Annotated in this window: 21 protein-coding genes; 14 read left to right on the top strand and 7 right to left on the bottom strand. The window is 46.8% G+C overall.

Going from position 1 to position 20,695, the window contains the following annotated elements:
- Positions 1-28 precede the first annotated feature (28 nt).
- A complete protein-coding gene (locus tag HPY28_RS20400; RefSeq protein WP_017250570.1) occupies positions 29-865 on the bottom strand; it encodes an MBL fold metallo-hydrolase in 837 nt (278 codons plus the stop codon).
- Positions 866-1,093: 228 nt separating this feature from the next.
- On the opposite strand from HPY28_RS20400, the gene HPY28_RS30540 reads away from it, so the two are divergent.
- The 4 genes from HPY28_RS30540 (at position 1,094) to HPY28_RS20380 (ending at position 6,392) form a co-directional block, all read left to right on the top strand.
- Complete coding sequence (locus HPY28_RS30540) at positions 1,094-2,344, top strand: M48 family metallopeptidase (RefSeq protein ID WP_174231278.1); 1,251 nt, start codon at positions 1,094-1,096, stop codon at positions 2,342-2,344.
- A 327-nt stretch (positions 2,345-2,671) separates the two neighbouring features.
- The gene (locus tag HPY28_RS20390) at positions 2,672-3,982 is read left to right on the top strand and encodes a CitMHS family transporter (RefSeq protein ID WP_174225956.1); all 1,311 of its coding nucleotides are present in this window, start codon (positions 2,672-2,674) and stop codon (positions 3,980-3,982) included.
- Positions 3,983-4,084: 102 nt separating this feature from the next.
- Positions 4,085-5,716: an ATP-binding protein gene (locus HPY28_RS20385; RefSeq protein WP_429850210.1), complete on the top strand. Its 1,632-nt coding sequence runs from the start codon at positions 4,085-4,087 to the stop codon at positions 5,714-5,716.
- On the top strand, positions 5,694-6,392 hold the full coding sequence (locus HPY28_RS20380; protein WP_017250566.1) for a response regulator: 699 nt from the start codon (positions 5,694-5,696) through the stop codon (positions 6,390-6,392). The genes HPY28_RS20385 and HPY28_RS20380 overlap by 23 nt, the downstream gene beginning before the upstream one ends.
- Positions 6,393-6,753: 361 nt before the next feature.
- On the opposite strand, the gene trmB is transcribed toward HPY28_RS20380, so the two are convergent.
- Positions 6,754-7,398 carry a tRNA (guanosine(46)-N7)-methyltransferase TrmB gene (gene trmB, locus HPY28_RS20375; RefSeq protein ID WP_017250565.1) on the bottom strand — a complete coding sequence of 215 codons (645 nt, stop codon included), beginning with the start codon at positions 7,396-7,398 and terminating at the stop codon, positions 6,754-6,756.
- 449 nt (positions 7,399-7,847) lie between these two features.
- Here trmB and HPY28_RS20370 point away from each other — a divergent pair, with 449 nt between their 5' ends.
- Entirely contained in the window at positions 7,848-8,348 is a 501-nt protein-coding gene (locus HPY28_RS20370) for a C40 family peptidase (protein ID WP_017250563.1), read from the top strand.
- Between the two features lie 139 nt (positions 8,349-8,487).
- Here HPY28_RS20370 and HPY28_RS20365 read toward each other — a convergent pair whose 3' ends face one another.
- The 3 genes from HPY28_RS20365 to ilvD all read right to left on the bottom strand — a co-directional run bounded on the left by HPY28_RS20365 (position 8,488) and on the right by ilvD (position 12,280).
- Complete coding sequence (locus HPY28_RS20365; protein WP_017250562.1) at positions 8,488-9,744, bottom strand: MFS transporter; 1,257 nt, start codon at positions 9,742-9,744, stop codon at positions 8,488-8,490.
- A 120-nt stretch (positions 9,745-9,864) separates the two neighbouring features.
- Positions 9,865-10,467, bottom strand: coding sequence for an ArsR/SmtB family transcription factor (locus tag HPY28_RS20360; RefSeq protein WP_017250561.1), 603 nt, complete (start codon positions 10,465-10,467; stop codon positions 9,865-9,867).
- A gap of 136 nt (positions 10,468-10,603) precedes the next feature.
- Positions 10,604-12,280 (bottom strand): dihydroxy-acid dehydratase, encoded by a 1,677-nt coding sequence (gene ilvD, locus HPY28_RS20355; protein WP_017250560.1) that lies wholly within the window; start codon positions 12,278-12,280, stop codon positions 10,604-10,606.
- A 221-nt stretch (positions 12,281-12,501) separates the two neighbouring features.
- On the opposite strand from ilvD, the gene HPY28_RS20350 reads away from it, so the two are divergent.
- Positions 12,502-12,990 carry a PaaI family thioesterase gene (locus HPY28_RS20350; protein ID WP_174231277.1) on the top strand — a complete coding sequence of 163 codons (489 nt, stop codon included), beginning with the start codon at positions 12,502-12,504 and terminating at the stop codon, positions 12,988-12,990.
- Positions 12,991-13,037: 47 nt separating this feature from the next.
- Here HPY28_RS20350 and HPY28_RS20345 read toward each other — a convergent pair whose 3' ends face one another.
- Entirely contained in the window at positions 13,038-13,415 is a 378-nt protein-coding gene (locus tag HPY28_RS20345; protein WP_017250558.1) for a hypothetical protein, read from the bottom strand.
- A 262-nt stretch (positions 13,416-13,677) separates the two neighbouring features.
- Between HPY28_RS20345 and HPY28_RS20340 the strand changes: the two genes are divergently transcribed.
- From HPY28_RS20340 to HPY28_RS20315, 6 genes are all read left to right on the top strand, one after another.
- Positions 13,678-14,454, top strand: coding sequence for an inositol monophosphatase family protein (locus HPY28_RS20340; protein WP_174231276.1), 777 nt, complete (start codon positions 13,678-13,680; stop codon positions 14,452-14,454).
- Positions 14,455-14,599: 145 nt separating this feature from the next.
- Positions 14,600-15,046, top strand: a complete 447-nt coding sequence (locus tag HPY28_RS20335; protein ID WP_174225951.1) for a hypothetical protein — start codon at positions 14,600-14,602, stop codon at positions 15,044-15,046.
- Between the two features lie 11 nt (positions 15,047-15,057).
- Positions 15,058-15,318 (top strand): hypothetical protein, encoded by a 261-nt coding sequence (locus HPY28_RS20330; protein WP_017250555.1) that lies wholly within the window; start codon positions 15,058-15,060, stop codon positions 15,316-15,318.
- A 4-nt stretch (positions 15,319-15,322) separates the two neighbouring features.
- Positions 15,323-16,570 carry a glutathionylspermidine synthase family protein gene (locus HPY28_RS20325; protein WP_174225950.1) on the top strand — a complete coding sequence of 416 codons (1,248 nt, stop codon included), beginning with the start codon at positions 15,323-15,325 and terminating at the stop codon, positions 16,568-16,570.
- Positions 16,571-16,591: 21 nt separating this feature from the next.
- A complete protein-coding gene (locus tag HPY28_RS20320; RefSeq protein ID WP_017250553.1) occupies positions 16,592-17,029 on the top strand; it encodes a DUF350 domain-containing protein in 438 nt (145 codons plus the stop codon).
- Positions 17,030-17,176: 147 nt separating this feature from the next.
- Positions 17,177-17,944, top strand: coding sequence for a potassium channel family protein (locus HPY28_RS20315; protein ID WP_174225949.1), 768 nt, complete (start codon positions 17,177-17,179; stop codon positions 17,942-17,944).
- Between the two features lie 42 nt (positions 17,945-17,986).
- On the opposite strand, the gene HPY28_RS20310 is transcribed toward HPY28_RS20315, so the two are convergent.
- Entirely contained in the window at positions 17,987-18,868 is an 882-nt protein-coding gene (locus HPY28_RS20310; RefSeq protein WP_173623729.1) for a LysR family transcriptional regulator, read from the bottom strand.
- A 146-nt stretch (positions 18,869-19,014) separates the two neighbouring features.
- On the opposite strand from HPY28_RS20310, the gene HPY28_RS20305 reads away from it, so the two are divergent.
- A complete protein-coding gene (locus tag HPY28_RS20305) occupies positions 19,015-19,773 on the top strand; it encodes an arylamine N-acetyltransferase family protein (RefSeq protein WP_173623728.1) in 759 nt (252 codons plus the stop codon).
- Between the two features lie 25 nt (positions 19,774-19,798).
- A complete protein-coding gene (locus tag HPY28_RS20300; RefSeq protein WP_173623727.1) occupies positions 19,799-20,692 on the top strand; it encodes an alpha/beta hydrolase in 894 nt (297 codons plus the stop codon).
- The last annotated feature ends 3 nt before the right edge of the window (positions 20,693-20,695 follow it).

Genomic DNA, 20,695 nt, shown 5'->3' with positions numbered 1-20,695 from the left:
CTATCGAAACCCGTTAGCTTAATGAGTCTCATCTAAATTCAAGAGTTAAACCCACTCCAACCTCCAATACATTCGCCACATCTGATAATGCAATTTTCGATTTCAAATCTGTACAATGACAAGCATGTAAATATTTCGGTTTGACAGTCTGAAAATATTCCACGGTTTCATTCATCTGATATTCTCCAGGGTTTAGCAGATGAAATCCTCCGATTATATCGAGAATTCTATCGTCTCCACAAACTTTTTTGGCATATTCAATGGTATTGCAGATTCCTGAGTGTGAACATGCAACAATGATGACAAGTCCGTTTTCAGCTTTATAAACCAGTGCAGAATCATCCAGCAGGTAGTCCTCTGAGATTTCGCCATCTCTTGCAATATGTCCAATAGCGTTATCCGCTTCAAAAGGCATAGTCCTTTCAATTTCACCTAAGAAGACCAACTTCTCCGTCAGCCACAACGGCTTTTTGGTGTATTCCAATTTAAAATGCCTACTGATTTTCTCAGCAGATAGCAAACTCCCTATTTCTTCACCATTCAAGAGTTTGCTGTAGAATACATCGGGATGAGCAATAATGGTTGGGAGTCTGAATTCTAATTGTTCAAGTTTCGCTTCAGAAAACATTCGAATGAGCGGATCTAATCCCCAGGTATGATCGCTATGTCCATGTGACAGCGCAACGTAATCAAGTTTTCTCAAATCAATTCTCATCTTTTCTGAATTGCGAATGAACGCATCTGAGTATCCTACGTCGAACAGTATCCTCATATCTTCATCTTCGATTAAATAAGAAACAGCTGGCTCACCAACAAAGTAGCGGTCGATGTAAGTGTTATTATCAACCAGCACAGTTAATTTCATTGAGATATCCTCCTCTTCATGTCATAAAGATCTAATGCCCTCCACAAAACCAAGCAATTATATTATACCGAAATTTCTGTCACTACATTTCATTCAACACTACATACCTTATCCCAATTGCCGGGTGGATTATATTTCCAAACTATCTTATCAGGAACAGTTACTCGTGGTAGAATGCTGTCAGACAGCGCCTTGTAGACGAAACAGGCGCAGAGGGGGAATGATTCAGTGAAGCCTTGTCCTTCTTGTGGAGCACAAATCGAGGCAAACGAAGGATATCCGTTTTGGTGTGAACACTGTGACTGGAATCTAGCCGTCCCATCGAAAGAACGCCAAGGTAAAGCTTGGGAGCGCCTTGAGAGGAAAATGCGTGATACATACGGTCAAGCCTTGTTCAAAGAGCTAAAGGGCCGCACCGAGCTCGTAACCAAACAGGGGGTGAGCGAGAGAGTGGCATCCGCGTACTCACTCGTCGTAATCGGATGTTCCGTTGCAGGCTTTCTCTTTTCTTTGTACGGACTTGTCGCCTGGTATAGCAGCCCCTTTATCCTCATAAGCTGTCTGCTAGTCCTCCTGTTCGCATGGTTGTCGCGGCCTCGACCCCATCCGTTTCCGAAAATGACCATTCTTTTGAATGCTGATGAACACCCAACCACCATGAAGATATTTGAAACCGTGGCGCAAAAGATGGGGGTCGAAAAAAGAATACAGTTCGCGCTCTCTCCTTACTTTGAGGCGTATACCACTGAATATGGATGGCGCAGAAGGCGGGTGGTTGTCATCGGTTATCCACTATTGTTTGCGTGCACACCGGGAGAGTTGACCGCATTGCTTGCCCATGAGCTGGCTCATTGCCGTAACAATGACATTAGGCGGAGCGCTCTGGTATCGCATGCACAGCGTATTCTCCTGAATTGGTGCGATTTGCTTGACCCAATCCAAGACGAGGATGATGAATACCATTTTTCATTCATCGCCACGTTCAGCAGAGGCATCATGCGGCTTCTACTTTGGATTCCCTATCGTTTGCTGGCTGTTCTCATTCATCTTTATTGGAATCAGAGTCAACGTGCTGAATATGAGGCGGATCGTATGGCGGCTCAGCTTGCAGGCAGCCAGCATCTCATTTCCCTGTTGCAGATCATCCACATGAACGACGTGGTGGAGCCACTGATCGCAAGACATTCTTTGCAAAAGCAAAGTATGACACTGGGTCAGCACTTGCATGAGACTTTTTCTAAGCTGCCTGGAAAGGAAAAAATGCGCATAGTGCGCATCCTGGAAAGAAGTCAACAAAGCATGGACACGACACACCCTGCGACTCATATGCGGATCGCCATGCTGCTGCATCAAGATGCTCCTCCTGCTTATAAGATATCCGATTGGGAATACAACCGGATATGCCAGGAAATGACCGACCACCTACAGGAAAAAATGGAGCATCGAATCATAGATGACTATCGCGCCAAGCTCGTTTAATTTGACGGACGAAAAGGCCTTGCCTGGGAGCTCTTCTCTCTTAGGCGGGGCCTTTTTTTATCAGTCTACAACTATATTTTCACAGTCTAACACATGATTTTCAGTGAACAATGGCCTCTTTTTTATGTACTTGCATGGCCGATCACCATATGCGCATGTCGTAATTTTTATGATGTTAATAGAGGAAATGCGGTTAAAACAGTTTATGCGCATATTCTATTCGGATTTTTACGAACATTGTTATAATGACAGCACAATATGAAAGCGCATTCGTAATGGTTGCTACAACATCATTGTAAGCGCATTCTTGCAAGGGGGAACTAGCGTATGCTGGCATTACTTGGATTTCTCATGGTAGCCGTTTTCATGTACTTGATTATGTCGAGACGGCTTTCGGCATTGGTTGCTTTGATTGTTGTTCCTGTTATTTTTGCGTTAATTAGCGGATTTGGTACGACAGAAATTGGCGACATGATGCTTGCAGGTATCAAGAAAATTGCGCCTACGGGAATTATGCTGTTGTTCGCCATTCTATACTTTGGAGTCATGATGGATGCGGGTCTGTTTGATCCATTAATTAAGAAAATCGTGAAAATGGTGAAGGGTGACCCACTGAAGGTGATTGTAGGTACAGCAATTCTCGCTACCTTGGTCGCATTGGATGGAGATGGAACCACGACGTATATGATTACAGTTACCGCGATGCTGCCTTTGTATCGCAAGCTGGGAATTAGACCGATGATTTTGGCAGTCATGCCGATGCTCGCACTCGGTGTCATGAACATGACGCCTTGGGGTGGACCGACAGCACGTGTCATGAGTGTACTCCATATGGATGTTTCTGAGATTTTCGTCCCTGTTATTCCTGTGATGATTGGCGGAATTGCGTGGGTTATGATCGTAGCCTGTATTTTGGGCAAACAAGAGCGCAAGCGTCTGGGGATTATTGAGATACCAGATGAAGATTTGCAATCGCTTGCAGGACAAGAAGTAGCGGCTACGGATGAGACTGCTGCACTGAAACGTCCGCGCCTGATCTGGTTCAATCTGTTGTTGACAGCAGCCCTGATGGTCGGTCTGATTACGAGCTTCTTGCCACTGCCGACGATGTTCATGCTCGCTTTTGCCATAGCCCTGTTTATTAACTACCCGAAAATGCAAGATCAGAAAGAGCGGATTGCATCCCACGCAGCTAACGCACTGGCTACGGTATCCATGGTTTTCGCTGCGGGAATCTTTACAGGCATCTTGACTGAAACGAAAATGATCGATGCGATGGCGAGCACACTCGTTTCCTGGATTCCAGATTCACTTGGTTCTCATATGCCTCTACTCGTGGCGCTGACAAGCATGCCATTCACGTATTTCATGTCTAACGATGCGTATTACTTCGGGATCGTTCCCATCCTAGCAAATGCAGCAGCAGCTTACGGAATCGATCCAGCGGAAATTGGTCGCGCTTCCATCCTGGGTCAACCGCTGCATGTACTCAGCCCGTTGTTTGCAGCACAGTACCTGTTGATCGGAATGGTTGGGGTCGATTATGCGGAAACCCAAAAGTTCATCCTGAAATGGGCGTTTGGAACATCGATCGTGATGATTGCGCTTGCTCTTCTTACCGGAGTCATCTCGTTCTAGTCAACTATAAGAAGGAAGAAATAAGAAAAGAGGCCTGTTCATGGCCTCTTTTTTCGTCATCGAGCGAAATGAGATACAATGAGAAGAAGAGGAGGGAACGATGTGCGTTTTCACAGCAAGCTGATGTTGATTATTTGCTCGCTCCTTTTTGGTGTGACGGTCATACTCGGTACGATGTTTGAACAGATGCTGGCGGGCGTATTAGAGCATGAGATCGGGACGCGCGCGCTGCATACCGCCAAGACCGTCGCGCAGATGTCCGAGATCAAACAGGCGTTTGACGCAGAAGATCCTGCCAAGATTATCAATCCAATCGTGGAAAAAATACGCGTGGACACGAATGCGGCTTTTATCACAGTGGGAAATTTGCAAAGCATCCGCTATTCACATCCTGATCCAGAGCAGATTGGCAAAAAGATGGTGGGAGGCGACAATGAGGCAGTATTTGAGGGGCAATCCATCATCTCTGAAACAGTCGGTTCGCTTGGCCCCGGACTCAGAGGAAAGACACCGATCTATGATGAGGAAGGAAAGGTGATGGGGGTCGTTTCTGTCGGCTTTTTGTTTGAGGATATAAATGAAACGATTGAATCATATCGCAATCGAATCTTCGTCATCGGCATCGTCACCTTGCTCTTGGGTGTGGTGGCTACGCTCATTCTTTCACAGAATGTAAAGAAAGCGATATTTGGTTTGGAGCCTGAACAAATCGGGCGATTGTATCAGGAAAATCAAGCCGTGTTGGAATCGATTCGTGAAGGCATTGTGGCGATCAATAAGGAAGGGGCGATCACGCTCGCGAATCAGACGGCTCTCCATATGCTGGGGCAAGCGAAGGATAAAGACAGTATCATGGACAAACAGGACGAGCTGGTTCGTTCGCTGGGCCTTCATGAGGTGATTGAGACTGGGAAAGCCGAATTTGACCGCGAAACGAATGTGGACGAGCACGTATTAGTCGTGAACCGCGTCCCGATTATGGATAAGGAGCGCCATGTTATAGGCGCGGTAGCGAGCTTTCGCAATCGGTCCGAGCTGTTCGAGGTCACACAGGAGCTGTCACGGGTAAAGGAGTACGCGGAAGTCCTTCGTTCCCAGACGCACGAGTATTCCAACAAACTGCATCTCATATCAGGACTCATCCAGCTTGAATCGTATCAGGAAGCCATTGAAACGATTTCTTCTGAGCTAAATGTGCATGTCCACAATACGACGTTTATTATGCAAGAAGTCCCCGACCCACTGATAGGTGGTTTGTTGCTTGGGAAGCTGAATCAAGCCAACGAGCGCAAAGTGGAATTGAAAATAGATCCGGAAAGCAACTTCCGCGACATTCCTGCCTCGATTGATCGCTCACAGCTGATTGTCATTCTCGGCAATTTGATAGATAATGCGATGGACGCTGTAAAAGCTCCAGGTGCATTTGCACCAGAAATCACGATCTTTTTGCTCAATATGGAAGAGGTCTTGCTCATAGAGGTAGAGGACCTGGGACCAGGCATCTCCGAAGAAAATGCTGAACGAATCTTTGAGCTGGGCTTCTCTACCAAACAGCAGCCGAATCATGGCTACGGACTGCACTTAGTCAAACAAGCTGTTTTACATGTACACGGCAATATTACACATACGGGAAATCCGGTAGGCGGAACGATTTTTACTGTGACGATACCAAAGGACGCACGCACGGCAGAACGGAAGGAGGCCGTTATTGATGATTCGGGTACTCATTATTGAAGACGACCTGAGAATCGCAGAGGTAAACCGACGCTTCGTGGAAAAAGTGGAGGGATACGAGGTGATTGGCATTGCCACGAATGGGCAAGAGGCCAAGGACCAAATGGAAATTTTGCAGCCTGATCTCGTGTTGCTCGACATTTATTTTCCGGATATGGACGGCCTTGATTTTTTGTCGATCATAAAGGAGCAGTTCCCTACAACGGATGTCATCATGCTGACAGCAGCCAAAGAAGTGGATGCGGTCGTAGAGGCGATCCGCTATGGCGTATTCGATTTTATTACCAAGCCACTTATCTTTGCACGCCTGCAACAAACGTTACGGAATTATCAAGAGTTCAGGCAAAAGGTGAGTGATTGGAAAAAAGACACCGATCAGATCAGTCAAGCCCAAATCGATGAGCTCATTACCCGGACGGGACAAAAGAAGGCAACCGAGACAAGGGCAGTCAAAGGAATTGATCAAATTACGTTGGACAAGATTTCAGGCTTTCTCATGCAGATACAGGAGGCTACGACGGATTTGGTCAGCAAAGAAACAGGCATTAGCCGTTCAACAGCAAGGCGATACCTAGAATATTTAGTAGCTAAAGGAGACGCTATCGCAGACCTTTCGTACGGTGTCGTCGGACGACCAGAGCGCGTATACAAGAGCGTCGGGCGGCAAAAAGAATAATAAAAACCCTCCGTGCTCACAAGTAAGGTTCAAAGCCTACTTGAGAGTGCGGAGGGTTTTTTTATGCATAATAATGATTTCAGTTAAGCATTTAAAAGGTTCCGACGAACAAACAAAGCTGGCGAGAAGAAAAAGCACAGATCTCGCAGACCTTGACAACGCCTACCTAGTCGGAACTTCAAAAAGGGGACCCGCTTGTCGAACACTTCTTCTGTGAGAAACTTCCGCCCGTAGGGTGGCTTTGGCTCGACGGTCCCCTTTTTGAAATGGAGACGGCCAGTCAATCCCCCATGCTGGCGTGTCAGAGTCGAAGAGAACTGTGCTTTTTCTTCTCCTCCCCTATGTTGACTCAAACCAGGGTCTACTTAATCACACAGCTCGCTTCCACCCGATAAATGCGCTGCCCACGAGAAGAAAAGCGCTCCTCGTACTCCGTCATTACATTATCTGCCGCCAACTTGGACTGGTGCAGGTCAAAGGTGATATTGCGCATCTGGAAGCGTTCCGCAGCGAATTGGTTGAGTGAAAACTCAAAAAGGTTCTCGTTGTCTGTCTTCATATGAATCTCGCCGTCTGCTACAAGTACCTGACGATAGGTGTTCAAGAAGTTTTTGTAAGTAAGACGGCGTTTCGCATGACGGGTTTTTGGCCACGGATCACTAAAGTTCAGATAGATGCGAGAAATTTCATGATCGGCAAACAACTCGGTCAACTTGGAAGCGTCGTACTGGACAAAGGCCAGATTCGGAACCGCTTTGTACTCCGTACGCTGGACAGCGCGCAGAACGACCTCCGCCTTCAGTTCAACCGCAATGAAATTGATGTCAGGGTGACGCTCGGCCAGTGTATTAATGAAGCGTCCTTTTCCACAGCCGATCTCCACATGAATCGGATTGTTATTCCCGAAGCGTTCCTTCCAATTTCCTTTATAGGAAAGGGGATTGTCTACGAACGTCGGATATTCTCTCAGGGCCGCTTCGGCACCTGGAATGTTACGCAGTCGCATATGTGCCTCCTTCAAAACGAACTCCTATCTACTTTACGATGACTCCCTGCTAGTTGCAAGTAGAGAGAGAAGAAAGGAAAGAGAGATTCCAAATGCAGATTACGTGAAAAAGGAGGGAAAAGGGGTTTTTTGTAAATGGAACTAGGACGAAAGTCACGTGGGACGCGGATTTTAACAAATGGGGGCTGGATAAATATTGCCAATTTGAGAGGGACATTATGGTAAGGAAATAGACTGAAAATTTGAGGAATGCCTGTTAAATCAAGCGCGAAGGCGTCAAGCGGTAATCGTATCCAGTTGGAAAAATAGTTTTTGGTAAGTTTTTGGTAATTTCATAGAGGGTGGGCTTTGGTAAAGTAGAGAACAAGTGAGAAGTCAGCCAAACTTTGCATAAAATGGTCCCTTGTTGAGCAGGGATCTTTTTCACAAGAAAAGGGAGGATGAACAGCATGAAATTACATAAAGCCCTCATAGGAATCGTAATGGGAGTAGCATTGGGAGTCACAGCGATTGTCGCTCCACTGCCAGGGGAGCAAAATGTAGCCGAGGCTGCGTGGACGCAATCCAAGGCGGACAAGGTCATTGCCACGGGAAGAAAGTATATGGGTACGCCTTATAAATTCGGTGCGAGCAGTAATACCACAGCCGTATTTGATTGCTCTTCCTTTACACAGCGCGTATTGAAAGTCGCAGTTGGCAAGAGCATACCACGCACTTCTCGCGATCAAGCCAAGGTAGGAACGAGCGTGTCCAAGTCGAACCTGAAAAAAGGAGACCTGGTGTTCTTCAAGGCGAGTACAACGACGACATCCAAACGGATTACACACGTGGCGATTTATGCAGGCAACAACAAACTCTTACATACATATGGAAAACCAGGAGTGACGTATTCGACCTTTAAAGGCACGTCCTGGGAGAAGCGCTTCGTTTCGGCACGGCGAGTCTTGTAATCTACTCGTTTGGCTCTCTACTTACTAATACGTCTCGCACACTGTAAAGTTGCGAAGAGTGAATATGCAAGTTTTGTAAATACGATACGGAAAAGGGATGATCCATTGCAGATCATCCCTTTTTGCTTTCGCGAATAATTCAATCGGATCTCTTTGTAGGCCGAGCGTACTTTTGCCGCCAATAAAAGAAACAGGAAGCAATGAAGAGAGGGATGGAGGCAAGCAGCATCACTTCCTTGGCCGTTAGTCCGCATGCGATCAAAAGACTTGTCATCGCCTGTGAAATCGGCTGCAAACCTAAAGAGGAGAGCGAGACCAAACTCATGACTTTCCCCAGCGAGGCTTGTGGTACCTTTTCCTGAACAAAAGAGAGGATCGGAATATTAATGAGAGAAAACGTGACACCAAGCGTAAAAAGAATAAGCAAGCTGAGCCAGAACTGTTGAGTGAGACTAAAAGCAAAGAAGACAAGCGCTTGCATCATCATGAAAAGAAAGGCGATCTGCAACCTGTTTTGACCCAGTGTCGTGAGTGCGAGCACGATTGCACCGGCAAGCATGCCAAAAGCGAGTGCCCCTTCCAAAAAGCTGTACTGCAGGGTAGAACCAGACAACACCTGATCTACAAAAATCGGCAAGCCGATGTATAAGGGGCCCATCAGAAATACGTTCAGACAGATGATAGCGGTCAATAGCAAGGGAAGGAAATCCGATTGTCTGACATAACAGAAGCTTTCCTTTATCGATTCCTTGAGCCTTTGCTGTGGTTTGGAAAGAATGGCTGGTTCCTGTTTCGGCATGCACCATGCGGATACACTTGCAACCAGAAGAAGCAGCCCAACAAAGCCATATAAAAGGGGGTAACTTCCCCACTCAATCACAAAACCGGCAAGAACAGGACCGAGCAGCTGTGAGGTTTGGTTTGTCGTTTGCAGCACCGAATTCGCACGCAAAAGGGAAGTAGAGGGTACGATTGACGGCATAAGCGAATTTTGAGCTGGCCAATAAAAGGCATCAATGGTACCGAAGAAGAAGGCGAACCAAACAAATAGCGCAAGCGAGGAATACCCCCACCAAATGATTCCTCCAAGCAACAGCATCAAACATGCTTTCAACATGCTTGTGATCGATAGGATTCTCTTTTTGCTCATCCGATCAGCGAGCGTTCCGCCTATGAGCATGAAGACGATCCTGGGAATGGTTGCCGCCATAAATACGATGCCTAATGAGGCCTCCTGAGCTAAAACCTGGATGATATACCAGGTTTGCGAGAAAAGAAAGAGTGAGATACTGAGTCCGGAACAAAGGGCGGACAACCAAAGTAGGGTAAAGGGTTTCGTAAACAAGCGGAATGTATCCGCCGAGGGAAGGCTAGATTGCTTGGGGACAGCTTCCATGGAAATTCACTCTCCTTATTATTAACCGGTTAAAAAATATTAACCGAATGTCCGAAAGAAAAACCTACTCGAATAGGTTTTTCATACACAGGTGGAATTTTCGTATGACATTTTCCTTTGTTACTGCTGTCCATCCTTTTTGAATAACGGTTCATCAATTTGAAATCCCGTAATCATCAGGTAGTAATCCTGCATGGAAGATGGGTCATCCAGGGAGCTTTGTTGCAATTCGTGGAGCAGGTTCCGGTATTTTTGCAAAAAGGACACAAACGCCTGCTCGCTGACTCTGACTTCAGACTGCAGGGAGATGCGCGGCCATTTCTCGACTTCCGTTGACGTCAGCGCAAAGGCTTCTTCAGGAGCACTGAGCGCTCTTGTTTTCGCACGTTGCAAGACTTCGACGTAAGATTGTCTGGTAGCCTCTTTCGACTCCGTATACGTGAGTAGATGATCAGCGGGTATGAAGCCTCTTGCCACCGCCTGATAGTACTTGAGAATGTTGCCGCCCTTTTCTTCTTTTTTAACCAACTGGATGATGCCGTGCTTCTCCAGCTCACGCAGGTGGTAGAGAATCTTCGCGCGTGACAGTCCAAAAAGTTGGGAGAGCTGTTGCCCTGTGTGCGGCTTTTCCACCAGACGCATCAGCATTTTCGTGCGTAACGGGTCACTGATCACTTTTAGCTGATCGTAGTTTTCGATGATAAAAATCGACTTTTGCTCCAATATGCATCACAATCCTTTTAACCAGTTAAATTTTATTAACTTGATTGTAGAAGGGAATAGCTGGAAAAGTCAATACAAAAACCCTTCCTAAGTGACAGTGATTCACAGAGGAAGGGTTTTGCTTTTACTTGCAACACTAGATTTTCAAAATACCACCCATGCTCGCATTCGTTACCAGCTTGGAGTAACGAGCCAGATAGCCTGTTTTTACTTTTGGCTCGAATTCTTTCCAGTCTTCTTTGCGGCGAGCCAGCTCGGCTTCATCCACGAGCAGTTGCATCGTGCGCTCCTCGAGGTCAATGGAGATGATATCTCCGTCCTGTACGAAGGCAATTGGACCGCCTTCTGCGGCTTCTGGAGACACGTGACCAATACTGATCCCGCGAGAAGCACCGGAGAAACGTCCATCTGTGACGAGAGCGACTTCTTTACCGAGGCCCATACCCACGATTTGTGAGGTAGGAGCCAGCATTTCTGGCATGCCTGGGCCGCCTTTAGGTCCCTCGTAGCGGATGACGACAACGTGACCGGATTTAATTTTGCCAGCAGCGATTCCTGCCAGAGCGTCCTCTTGGGAGTCAAAGCAGATCGCTGGACCTTCGTGCTTTTTAATAGAAGGATCGACACCGCCTGTTTTGATGATCGAGCCTTGCTCCGCCAGGTTGCCGAACAGAACAGCGAGACCGCCGGAAGCGCTGTACGGGTTGTCCAGGCGACGAATGACTTGATCGTTTTTGATTTCGGCGTCAGCGATGTTTTCGCCAAGGGTTTTGCCCGTGACAGTGATACGGTCTGGATGGATCGCGCCTGCTTTTTTCGCGATTTCTTTCAGAACGGCTGATACGCCGCCTGCCTCGTGGCAATCCTCGATATGATAGTCGGAGGAAGGCGCCAGCTTGCAAATATGCGGAATGCGCTTCGCTACCTCGTTGATACGCTCGATCGGGTATTCGATGCCTGCTTCTTGTGCGATCGCCAGTGTATGGAGAACGGTATTGGTTGACCCACCCATCGCCATGTCGAGTGCGAATGCATCGTCGATTGCCTCGAGTGTTACGATGTCGCGTGGCTTAATGTCGCGTTCAATCAGATTTTTCAGTTTTTCAGCAGATGCTTGTACCAGCTCGCGACGTTCAGGAGAGACAGCGAGTACGGTACCATTGCCAGGCAGAGCCAAACCGATGGCTTCGAGCAGGCAGTTCATCGAGTTCGCTGTAAACATACCAGAACAGGAACCGCAAGTCGGGCATCCATATTGCTCCAGCTCTTCGAGTTGTTGGTCGTTGATCAATCCTGCTTGGTGAGCTCCGACACCCTCGAATACGGAGGAAAGTGAGATGGAGCGACCATCACTCGTTTTTCCGGCTTTCATAGGACCACCGGTTACAAATACGGTTGGAATGTTGACACGAAGCGCGCCCATGATCATCCCAGGTGTGATCTTGTCACAGTTCGGTATACAGATCATACCGTCAAACCAGTGAGCAGCGACTACGGTTTCCAAGCTGTCTGCGATGATCTCGCGGCTCGGGAGGGAGTAGCGCATCCCGATATGTCCCATAGCAATTCCGTCGTCAACACCAATCGTGTTGAATTCGAATGGAACCATGCCAGCAGCACGAACGGCTTCTTTGACCAGTTTTCCAAACTCCTGCAAGTGCACGTGACCTGGAATAATGTCGATGTACGAGTTGCAAATGGCGATAAACGGTTTATCGAAATCCTCATCCTTTACACCTGCTGCACGAAGCAAGCTACGGTGCGGTGCGCGGTCGAATCCTTTTTTGATCATGTCACTGCGTTGTCTGGCCAATTTGAAAAACTCCCTTCCCATACGGATAATGCCTGTCTTATGTTTTGAACTATCTTATCAATTTTTAATAACAGAAACAACCGTAAAAGTCTGAACATTTGCTCAGTCTCGAGTGGTTCGGACAGCTGCTCTCGATTGGCATAAGTTTAGGAATCATAGCGAAATCAACTTGTTTGGGATAAAATAGAAGAATCGATTCCATTTCGGTTGGAGTGAACAAAATGTTAGATGAGCTAAAAAACATCTGGTCGGACGGGAATGAAGAAGAGCGCCGTATTCTCGAGCTGGCTGTTGCTGCCATTCAGCAGAAGCGGGAAAGGAATAGCGCGTTTATCTCTGGATTTCTTGGATTAAAGGGAGAGTTCATTGACGAAGAAAGACAGTCGTATCGCTTCGAATTGCCTCTGACCCCTTTTATGCACAATTCAGGTCGAGTTGTTCATGGAGGGATTCTCGCGACTTTGATCGATTCAGCGATGGGCTCCTTGATCAATCGGTCCTTGCCACCTAATCAGTATGCAGTGACCACAGAGCTGAAGGTCAATTATTTGCTTCCCGGAATAGGAGAGCGGCTGCGCGCAGAAGCGAGCTTTTTGCATCGCGGACACACGTTGGTCGTCATGGAGGGCAGTGTCTACGATGATCGGGATAGGCGGATCGCCCATGGTACAGGAACGTTCATCGTGCTATCCAGAAATGATCGGAAATAAAAAGCCCTCGCTCCACACCAAAAAGGCGAGAGAGAGGGTTGACGGTGTTATTTGATGACAACGAGACCGCTGTATTCCGAAACATAAGCGAGCATTTTGGTGGAAAGCGGCACGATAAACTCCATGTTTTCTTTTTCGACGATACCGGATCGGGAAACAATCCGCGCCCATTTGGCTGTCAGCTTGTAGTAATCGGAACCAAATGAGGCATGAACCGCCTCACTCTGATGCCGAAACGTGACAGGGCTAACGTCCAGCTTCATCGGGACCATGCTAATGATATCCTGCAAAAACAAATGGTAGGTCATATGTGGCTTGAAAAAAACGAGCTCCTTTGTGGTGACAGAGAAGCCGTAGCTATTATTCATTTGGGTGAATTTGAGTTCACCTTCCATATTTTTCAGCCGAATGAAGTCGGTGTTCATGTTTATCCCCCTCCTTCGGGTGTCTTTCTATGATAGTAATCTTTCCTGCACAAGTGCAAGTGGAAGGTTGTTCAAAAAGTCGTCTTTTGATCAGGAAGTAGTCCAGAAAGCGAATTCGATATCGAATATGGCGTTCACCTCCGAAGTCCGGTGCTTATGTAGATTGCCTACACTCCGCTCCTCCTTCGTTCGGTTCTCGCCATCTTCTCGGTGCTGAAAAACCGACTTATTGTGTTCCAAAGAGAAAAAGGAGCGAAATGTCATGATTGAAATAGCAAAAGAAGCAGCAAGTGTCGCGGGTGCGTTTTTGAAGGAACGTTTTCTCGAACAGCTCGTGCCCGATGAGGAATTGCATAACGACGTGAAGCTGCCAGAGGATAAAGGCAGTGAAAAGCGCATCATTGAGGTCCTGCATCGTCACTTCCCGACAAATACCATTTTTTCTGAAGAGGTCGGATTGGTTTCCCGCGAGGAAGAGTATCTGTGGATTATCGATCCTTTAGATGGAACGAATAACTATTTTATCGGCTATCCGTATTTCTCGATCTCGATTGCCTTGCAGCACAAGGGCGAGCTGGTGCTGGGCGTCGTCTACAATCCGGTAGCGGGTCAAATGTTTTGGGCGGAAAAAGGAAAAGGAGCCTATTTGAACGGAAAACGATTGAACGTCAATAACCGTCAAGACCTCACACGTGCAGTCGGTACATACATCCGTGGACGTGACACGGTAACGAAGGAAGAAGAGATGGCTTTTACGGAACCGTTTGTATTCCAGACCAAGCGTCTCATGCGAAATATTGCGCCTGCGCTGGACTGGTGCTTGCTGGCAAACGGATGGCTCGATTATATCGTGATGCAACGTTCCAATATTATGGATGTGGCCGCCGGAATTGTTATCGCCCAGGAGGCGGGTGCAACGATTACGGACTGGTCTGGAAAACCGTATCAGCATGAGCCATTCCAACAAGATCACACGCCTTCATTAGTGGCGAGCAACGGACATTTGCATGAAACGATTCGCGGTATGATTCGACAGTAACGGGAACAAAAGAAGTAGGACTTATGTAGCGGTTTATGGCTCAGCTGGATTTCTTTTCATTTATTGGCAACTAAATGTTTCGGTGCACGTATAAAATTGTTGCGCATGATTTGTTATTCTGTGATAGGTAAAAGAGGTGAGAAAAATGGCACGACTGGAATATCGGCTGCTGGATGAGGCGAGGGGATACCCTGTTCAGTTTTACTACGACAACGTGAACAAAGACGAGGTCTCCTTGCGTTTTGCTTGCGATTATTTGGTGAAGGGGCATGTCGTTTATGAAAAGACTTCCTGTGCAATCCAAAACGGCACGTATGTCATTTACGTCAAGCGCTCAACAGAAGAGCAAGCTGTCGATTACGCGGAGGCTGTGACTGCACGCTGGGGCAGCATCCAGATCGAAATGCGTGAATATCAAGAAAATGCACGCGTTTATCCGCTCGTACACACGTTTTATTTCAAGGACGATGACGATGCTCTCTTGCATTTGCAAAGCGACTATTTGTACGTGAATGGACGCGAATGGGAGAAGACATCAGCCGAGGTGGATGAAGATCGGCAGGTTTATATTTACTACGCGAAGCCAGTGTAGGAGGAAGAAAGATGGCACAAACGAAATCGAAGAAAGTAGTCGGAATGTTCGTCGCTGCAGCACTTGCGATCAGCGGTTGTTCTTCCGGGGATGACTATGATGATGATTGCTACGATAACGACAATGACGGCTATTGTGACGATAGCAGCAGCAGTGGGGGTTCGAGCTCTACTTACAGGTCTTACAAGAGCAAATCCGGAGTATCGAGTGGCATAAGCACGAGCAGCTCCAAAGGCGGTATCGGCAGCTCGGGCTATTCCAGCTCCGGGTGAGGTGATGGAAGTGGAAGACCTTAACCGACGAGAACGAGAGGCGCTGTATGGCCCGATGCGGGAAGAGGGCGTATTTACCTGGGATTGGATGTATGGCGAGGAGTATGCGCTTTATGATATCCACCTGATCCCGCCCTCCTTTCGAGAGGAAATCGCGATGGCAACCGAGCGGCTTGGGCAAATTTTTACCAAGGTCGTTCCGGTATTGCAGCGTGCAGAGGACTCCCTGTTGTTGGAACTAGGAGTGCCAAAGCAGGCTTTGCAGGCAGTCAGGATTGTCGTTTCCCAAACAGTGCCGACTGTGATTGGACGCTTTGATTTTGCCCAGACAACAGAAGGATTGAAGATGCTTGAGTGCAACAGCGATACCCCTACAGGAATCGTCGAGGCTTTTTATGTGAACGGTCGTGCTTGTCGCCATTTCCAGCGCGAGGACCCGAATGAAGGGATGGAGCGGCAGTTGCGTTCGGCATTCAGCAAGGTGGTCGACGCGTATCGGGCACAGGGCTATGATACGGATTCTGTCTGGTTTAGCTCGCTCGACTGGCATGAGGAAGACAAGGGAACGACATTGTACTTATTGAACCAATCGGGTCTGTCTGCTCGGTTTGCCGCTTTGGAGCATTTGCGTGTTTGGCAAGATCGTCTCTATGTAAAGGAGAATGAGGAGCTACTGCCAGTCGATGTGCTGTACCGTCTGCATGCTTTGGAAAAGCTGGCGGTAGAACAGGATGAAGATGGCTACCCGACTGGTGAGCATGTGCTTTCGTTGATTGCCCGCAAAAAACTCGCCATTATGAATCCTCCTTCTGCGTTTCTCATTCAGACGAAGGCTTTGCAGGCACTCATCTGGAACTTGCATGAGGCGAATGAATTTTTTACCGAAGAGGAGCACGCGATCATCGAAGCTTATATGCTGCCGACTTATTTTGAAAATCGGTTTGCAGGCAGGGAGGACTATGTCACGAAGCCGATTTTTGGGCGGGAAGGTGGCGGTGTCATGCTGTTTGCATCAGATGGTACGCTGCAAGAGAAGGATCAGGAAGAGTTTTACTGGGAGCAACCGATGATTTATCAGAAACGTGTGGAGCTTCCACGGATAACGGTTCAGACGATGAAGGGAGCTTATGCTGGGCGGCTACTCTGGGGGGCCTTTTGGATCGGCACAGAGGCATCGGCAATTGTAGCCCGTGTCGGAGGACCGATTACAAACAACCTATCCTATTATTTGCCGGTGGGCATAGACAAGTAGCGAAAGGAGAGGACAATTTATATGTTGGGACAATTGGATTACGTATTGAATTTTTTGGCGTATTTGGCAGTAACCATTCCGATATTGGCTGTGGGAATTTTTGTGTTTACAATCACGACTCCTTACAAAGAATTTGATCTGATCAAGCAGGGGGCACAGACTGACGATCCGAAGAAAATGGCAGCGGCAAAAGCAGCCTCGCACGATTTGGGAGGGAAAATCATCGGTTTGGCAATCGTCCTCGCTTCGGCTGTATACCACTCCGTTAACTTGTGGGATTTAGTCATCTGGGGTATTGTAGGAATGGTATTTCAAGTCATCGTTTTTTATTTGTTCGAATGGGTCACACCATTTAAAGTCGTGTCTGAAATTCCGAACGGGAACGTAGCCGTCGGTATTTTCGCTTCGCGATTGAGCATTGCAGCGGGCTTGTTGATGGCTGCGCTGATCAGCTACTAAGCATGGAAAGAGGCGTTCACCTTCGAAGTCTGGTGCTCGTGTAGGTTCTCTACATTTGGCTCCTCCCGCTTCAGGTTCTCGCCTCTTTTTCGATGCGGAACAGATCATATTTTGAGCAGGCACTTATGAGCACGGGGAGGAGTCTTTTTGTTCTGGCGCGTCATGTATGAGATTTTTATCATTATGCTAGTGATTACGTATGCGATCCTGTTGTTTGCAGACTTCTCTAATCACCCTCTGCTGACTGATGAACTGATGGACAAGGTAGACAATGCGCTGATCATCATGCTGATTGTCGAGTATTTGGTCCGGCTATGGAGGGCGAAAGACAAACGAAAATTCGTTTTCGCCAACTGGTTCGACCTGATCGCGATGATTCCATTGGACTCTTATTTGTATTTAGCCAGAATCATGCGTGTGCTTCGGCTGGTGCGTATCGTGCGTGCTTCGCCGTTTTTGTTGGGAATCATTCGATCAGGCCCGATGCGTCAAGTAGTTGGTGTCGTCACGATCATCATGCTGTGGAGCTCGACTGCTATTTATTTGCTCGAATACGGTGTAAACGAGAACATCAAAAGCTTCCCGGATGCGTTGTGGTGGTCGATTGTGACAACCACGACAGTCGGCTACGGTGATATTTCGCCCGTGACGGCGGGAGGAAGAATCATGGCGACGATCTTGATGATAACGGGGATCGGAATGCTAGGAGCTTTGACGGCGAATTTTGCTACGCATTGGACAGAGACACATGAAAGCAAAGGCCCGGATGAGAAAGATCGCTTGACCGAAGAGATCAAAAAGCAGACGATCGCAAACATCCAACAGATCGAAAACTTGAGCGAGCACGAATATGAGACGCTCAAGGAAAGTATGGATTTGCTGTATCGTCGAACGAGGAAAAAGAGTGAGGAATAAGAGGAGCTGTCAGGTATTGGCCTGACAGCTTTTTTGTTGTGATTACTGTTTTTCTTGAGCGTAATGCTGTACAACAAATTCACGAAAGGTCTGTGCAGCAAGTGACAAGTAGTGCTTTTCATGCCAAACCAAATGAGGAGTCCATTGGCAAACAGGCTCCTCAATATGAAGGAGCGTAAGCGGTGGCAATTCCTTTTTAGCGGCGATTGGTAAAAATGCAACACCAAGGCCAGTGCGTACCAAGCCGCTGATGGCTGCAGGTTCGTCCCCTTCACATACGATATTGGGTAGAAAACCAGCCTCTCGGCAGAAATCATCGGTGATCTCACGGAACATATACCCCGGTTTTAGACTGATGAACGGATCATTTGCTACTTCGCTGAGGTGGATTCGATGGCGGCCTGCGAGACGATGAGCACTTGGCACTGCCAGTACGATCTCTTCTGTCAATAAGGGCAGATTACAGATTCCCGGCCGATCAATCGAGGAAGTAGCGAGGCAAAAGTCGATTTCACCTTTTTCGAGCAGTTGAACCTTCAATTCTTCTGTCGTTGCTTGGGTGATGCGAAAGCTGATGTGAGGATATAAGGATAGAAAAGGTGCCAGTAATTCAGATACTCGATTCAAGGTTGTCGTAGCTAACAAAACACTTCCACGTTCCAATCCAGCCAGATCTGCAATTTCGCGCTTCCCTTCTTCCAGCGCCCCAAGAGCTGTATCCACCTTCTTGAGAAAAGCTTGTCCAAAAACATTCAGGCGGATTTGTCGCCCAATCCGATCAAATAAAGGGACTCCTAATTCTTCTTCCAAGCGAGCGATGGTAACACTGAGAGCTGGCTGGGCGATGTGGAGTTCCTTTGCCGCTTTTGTCATATGTTCCGTACGAGCGACTATCTGAAAATACTTGAGTTGAAGCAATTCCATAGTCGTTACCACCTTACATTGATATGTCCTATGTTATTAATATGATAATGAATTATATATTTTTATTTATTGATGATCAATTTTATAATAAAAGGGTAAGTGGAAACATTGTAAATGATTAAGTATAAAAAGGGGTGAATAATATCATGGATATACAAAAATATCTAGAACATATTCAGGCTGAGAGAAGAAATGAGCTGAGTCTTGCATACTTGTCCCATCTTCAAAAACAACAAGTTCTCCATGTTCACTTTGAGAACCTTGATATTCTTGCCAAAAAACCTCTGTCTTTGCGTGAAGAAGATCTTTTTCAAAAAATTGTCCATGCCAAAAAGGGTGGAGTATGCTACGAGTTAAACGGAATATTTTATTTTCTGCTAAAAGAACTGGGTTATGAACCTTACCTTATGGCAGGAACCGTATATGTTGGAAATGGAGTTTGGGCTCTTGAAAATGCTCACTTGTTCATTATCGTACCGCTTGATAACAAGGAATACTTGGTGGATGTAGGCACGGGCGGTAATTCGCCACGGCTTCCTGTTCCATTAAGCGGAGGTGAAGTTGTTGATAGTGATGGAATGTACCGTGTATATAAGGATGAAACCAAAGCGCTTTTCTATTTGCAAAAGAAGAGCGATGAGGAGTGGGAAACGCAATATCGTTTTGAGACACCTTCCCATCTATGGAATTTAGAGAACATCCATCCAATCTGTGTTCAAACGGAAACATCTCCTAAATCGATGTTCAACAAGATGTATTTCCTTTCGAGAGTAACGGAAAATGGGCGTATCACCCTGTTGGGAAACACGTTGATCATCGTCAACGGCAAAGAGAAAACAAAACGAAAACTGGAAGAACACGAGATTGAGGAAACGGTTCGTCGCTATTTTCAGATCGAGATTTGATAAAAAAATTTAGGAGGACTAATTTATGACTTTAGATCCACAAGCCAAAGCGTATCTTGCACGAGTGAATGATGTTACTTCCCTTCGTGGAGAGCATGGGGAACCAAAAGCTGTATCGAAAGTAGAAGATTTTCAAATTCCTGTAAAGAACGGTGATATCAAGGTTCGAGTTTATACGCCAAATGAAAGAGATTCATTACCTGTTTTTGTTTATTTGCATGGTGGTGGATGGGTGGCAGGAGACATTAATGAAGTGGATACCCTATGCCGAAACATAGCACATGAAGCTGAGTGCATCGTTGTTTCAGTAGAGTATCGCAAAGCTTTTACGCATAAATTCCCGATTCCTCTAGAGGATTGTTATGAAGCTACCAAATGGGTAGCTGAAAATTGTTCCATGCTGAATGCAGATAAAACAAGAATAGCAATTGGTGGGGACAGCGCAGGTGGAAATCTTGCTGCTGGAGTTGCCACCATGGCACAAAAGTACAACAATCTCTCATTAGCGGCTCAAGTATTAGTTTATCCGAACCTCGATCTTACTTTGACTTTCGACAAGGCACAATCATACCGTGACAATGCCGAAGGTTATCTGCTTACGACTAAGGGAGTTTTCTGGGCAGCTCAAAACTATTTAGGTGACGAAATTCACAGATACAATGTATTTGCTTCAGCTTTATTGAACAATGACTTGGAGAATTTACCACCGACACTTATTATTACAGCAGAATACGATCCTTTAAAAGACGATGGTGCGGAATATGCCAAGCGTCTGAAGGAAGCTGGAGTTCCTGTAGAATATAAGTGCTATGAGGGAATGATCCATGGATTCTTTTGGCTGGCTGGGATTATGGATAAAGGGGTTCAAGCACGTTCTCAGGTTTCGAAGTTTTTAAAAGACGTATTTACAACAAAATAACAA

This window comes from Brevibacillus sp. HB1.2 (assembly GCF_013332495.1).
GTDB classification, from domain to species: Bacteria; Bacillota; Bacilli; order Brevibacillales; family Brevibacillaceae; genus Brevibacillus; species Brevibacillus porteri.
Note: the sequence above shows the minus strand (reverse complement) of the source record. Positions and strands in the feature narration are given on the sequence as shown.

Excerpts from the sequence above, each read along its gene's own strand:
- HPY28_RS20305 (WP_173623728.1), top strand. The coding sequence starts at position 19,015 with ATGGATATACAAAAATATCTAGAACATATTCAGGCTGAGAGAAGAAAT.
- HPY28_RS20320 (WP_017250553.1), top strand. The coding sequence starts at position 16,592 with ATGTTGGGACAATTGGATTACGTATTGAATTTTTTGGCGTATTTGGCA.
- HPY28_RS20335 (WP_174225951.1), top strand. The coding sequence starts at position 14,600 with ATGGCACGACTGGAATATCGGCTGCTGGATGAGGCGAGGGGATACCCT.
- trmB (WP_017250565.1), bottom strand. The coding sequence starts at position 7,398 with ATGCGACTGCGTAACATTCCAGGTGCCGAAGCGGCCCTGAGAGAATAT.
- HPY28_RS20310 (WP_173623729.1), bottom strand. The coding sequence starts at position 18,868 with ATGGAATTGCTTCAACTCAAGTATTTTCAGATAGTCGCTCGTACGGAA.
- HPY28_RS20380 (WP_017250566.1), top strand. The coding sequence starts at position 5,694 with ATGATTCGGGTACTCATTATTGAAGACGACCTGAGAATCGCAGAGGTA.
- HPY28_RS20300 (WP_173623727.1), top strand. The coding sequence starts at position 19,799 with ATGACTTTAGATCCACAAGCCAAAGCGTATCTTGCACGAGTGAATGAT.
- HPY28_RS20390 (WP_174225956.1), top strand. The coding sequence starts at position 2,672 with ATGCTGGCATTACTTGGATTTCTCATGGTAGCCGTTTTCATGTACTTG.
- HPY28_RS20345 (WP_017250558.1), bottom strand. The coding sequence starts at position 13,415 with ATGAACACCGACTTCATTCGGCTGAAAAATATGGAAGGTGAACTCAAA.
- HPY28_RS20330 (WP_017250555.1), top strand. The coding sequence starts at position 15,058 with ATGGCACAAACGAAATCGAAGAAAGTAGTCGGAATGTTCGTCGCTGCA.
- HPY28_RS20365 (WP_017250562.1), bottom strand. The coding sequence starts at position 9,744 with ATGGAAGCTGTCCCCAAGCAATCTAGCCTTCCCTCGGCGGATACATTC.
- HPY28_RS20400 (WP_017250570.1), bottom strand. The coding sequence starts at position 865 with ATGAAATTAACTGTGCTGGTTGATAATAACACTTACATCGACCGCTAC.
- HPY28_RS20350 (WP_174231277.1), top strand. The coding sequence starts at position 12,502 with ATGTTAGATGAGCTAAAAAACATCTGGTCGGACGGGAATGAAGAAGAG.
- HPY28_RS20325 (WP_174225950.1), top strand. The coding sequence starts at position 15,323 with ATGGAAGTGGAAGACCTTAACCGACGAGAACGAGAGGCGCTGTATGGC.
- HPY28_RS20370 (WP_017250563.1), top strand. The coding sequence starts at position 7,848 with ATGAAATTACATAAAGCCCTCATAGGAATCGTAATGGGAGTAGCATTG.
- HPY28_RS20340 (WP_174231276.1), top strand. The coding sequence starts at position 13,678 with ATGATTGAAATAGCAAAAGAAGCAGCAAGTGTCGCGGGTGCGTTTTTG.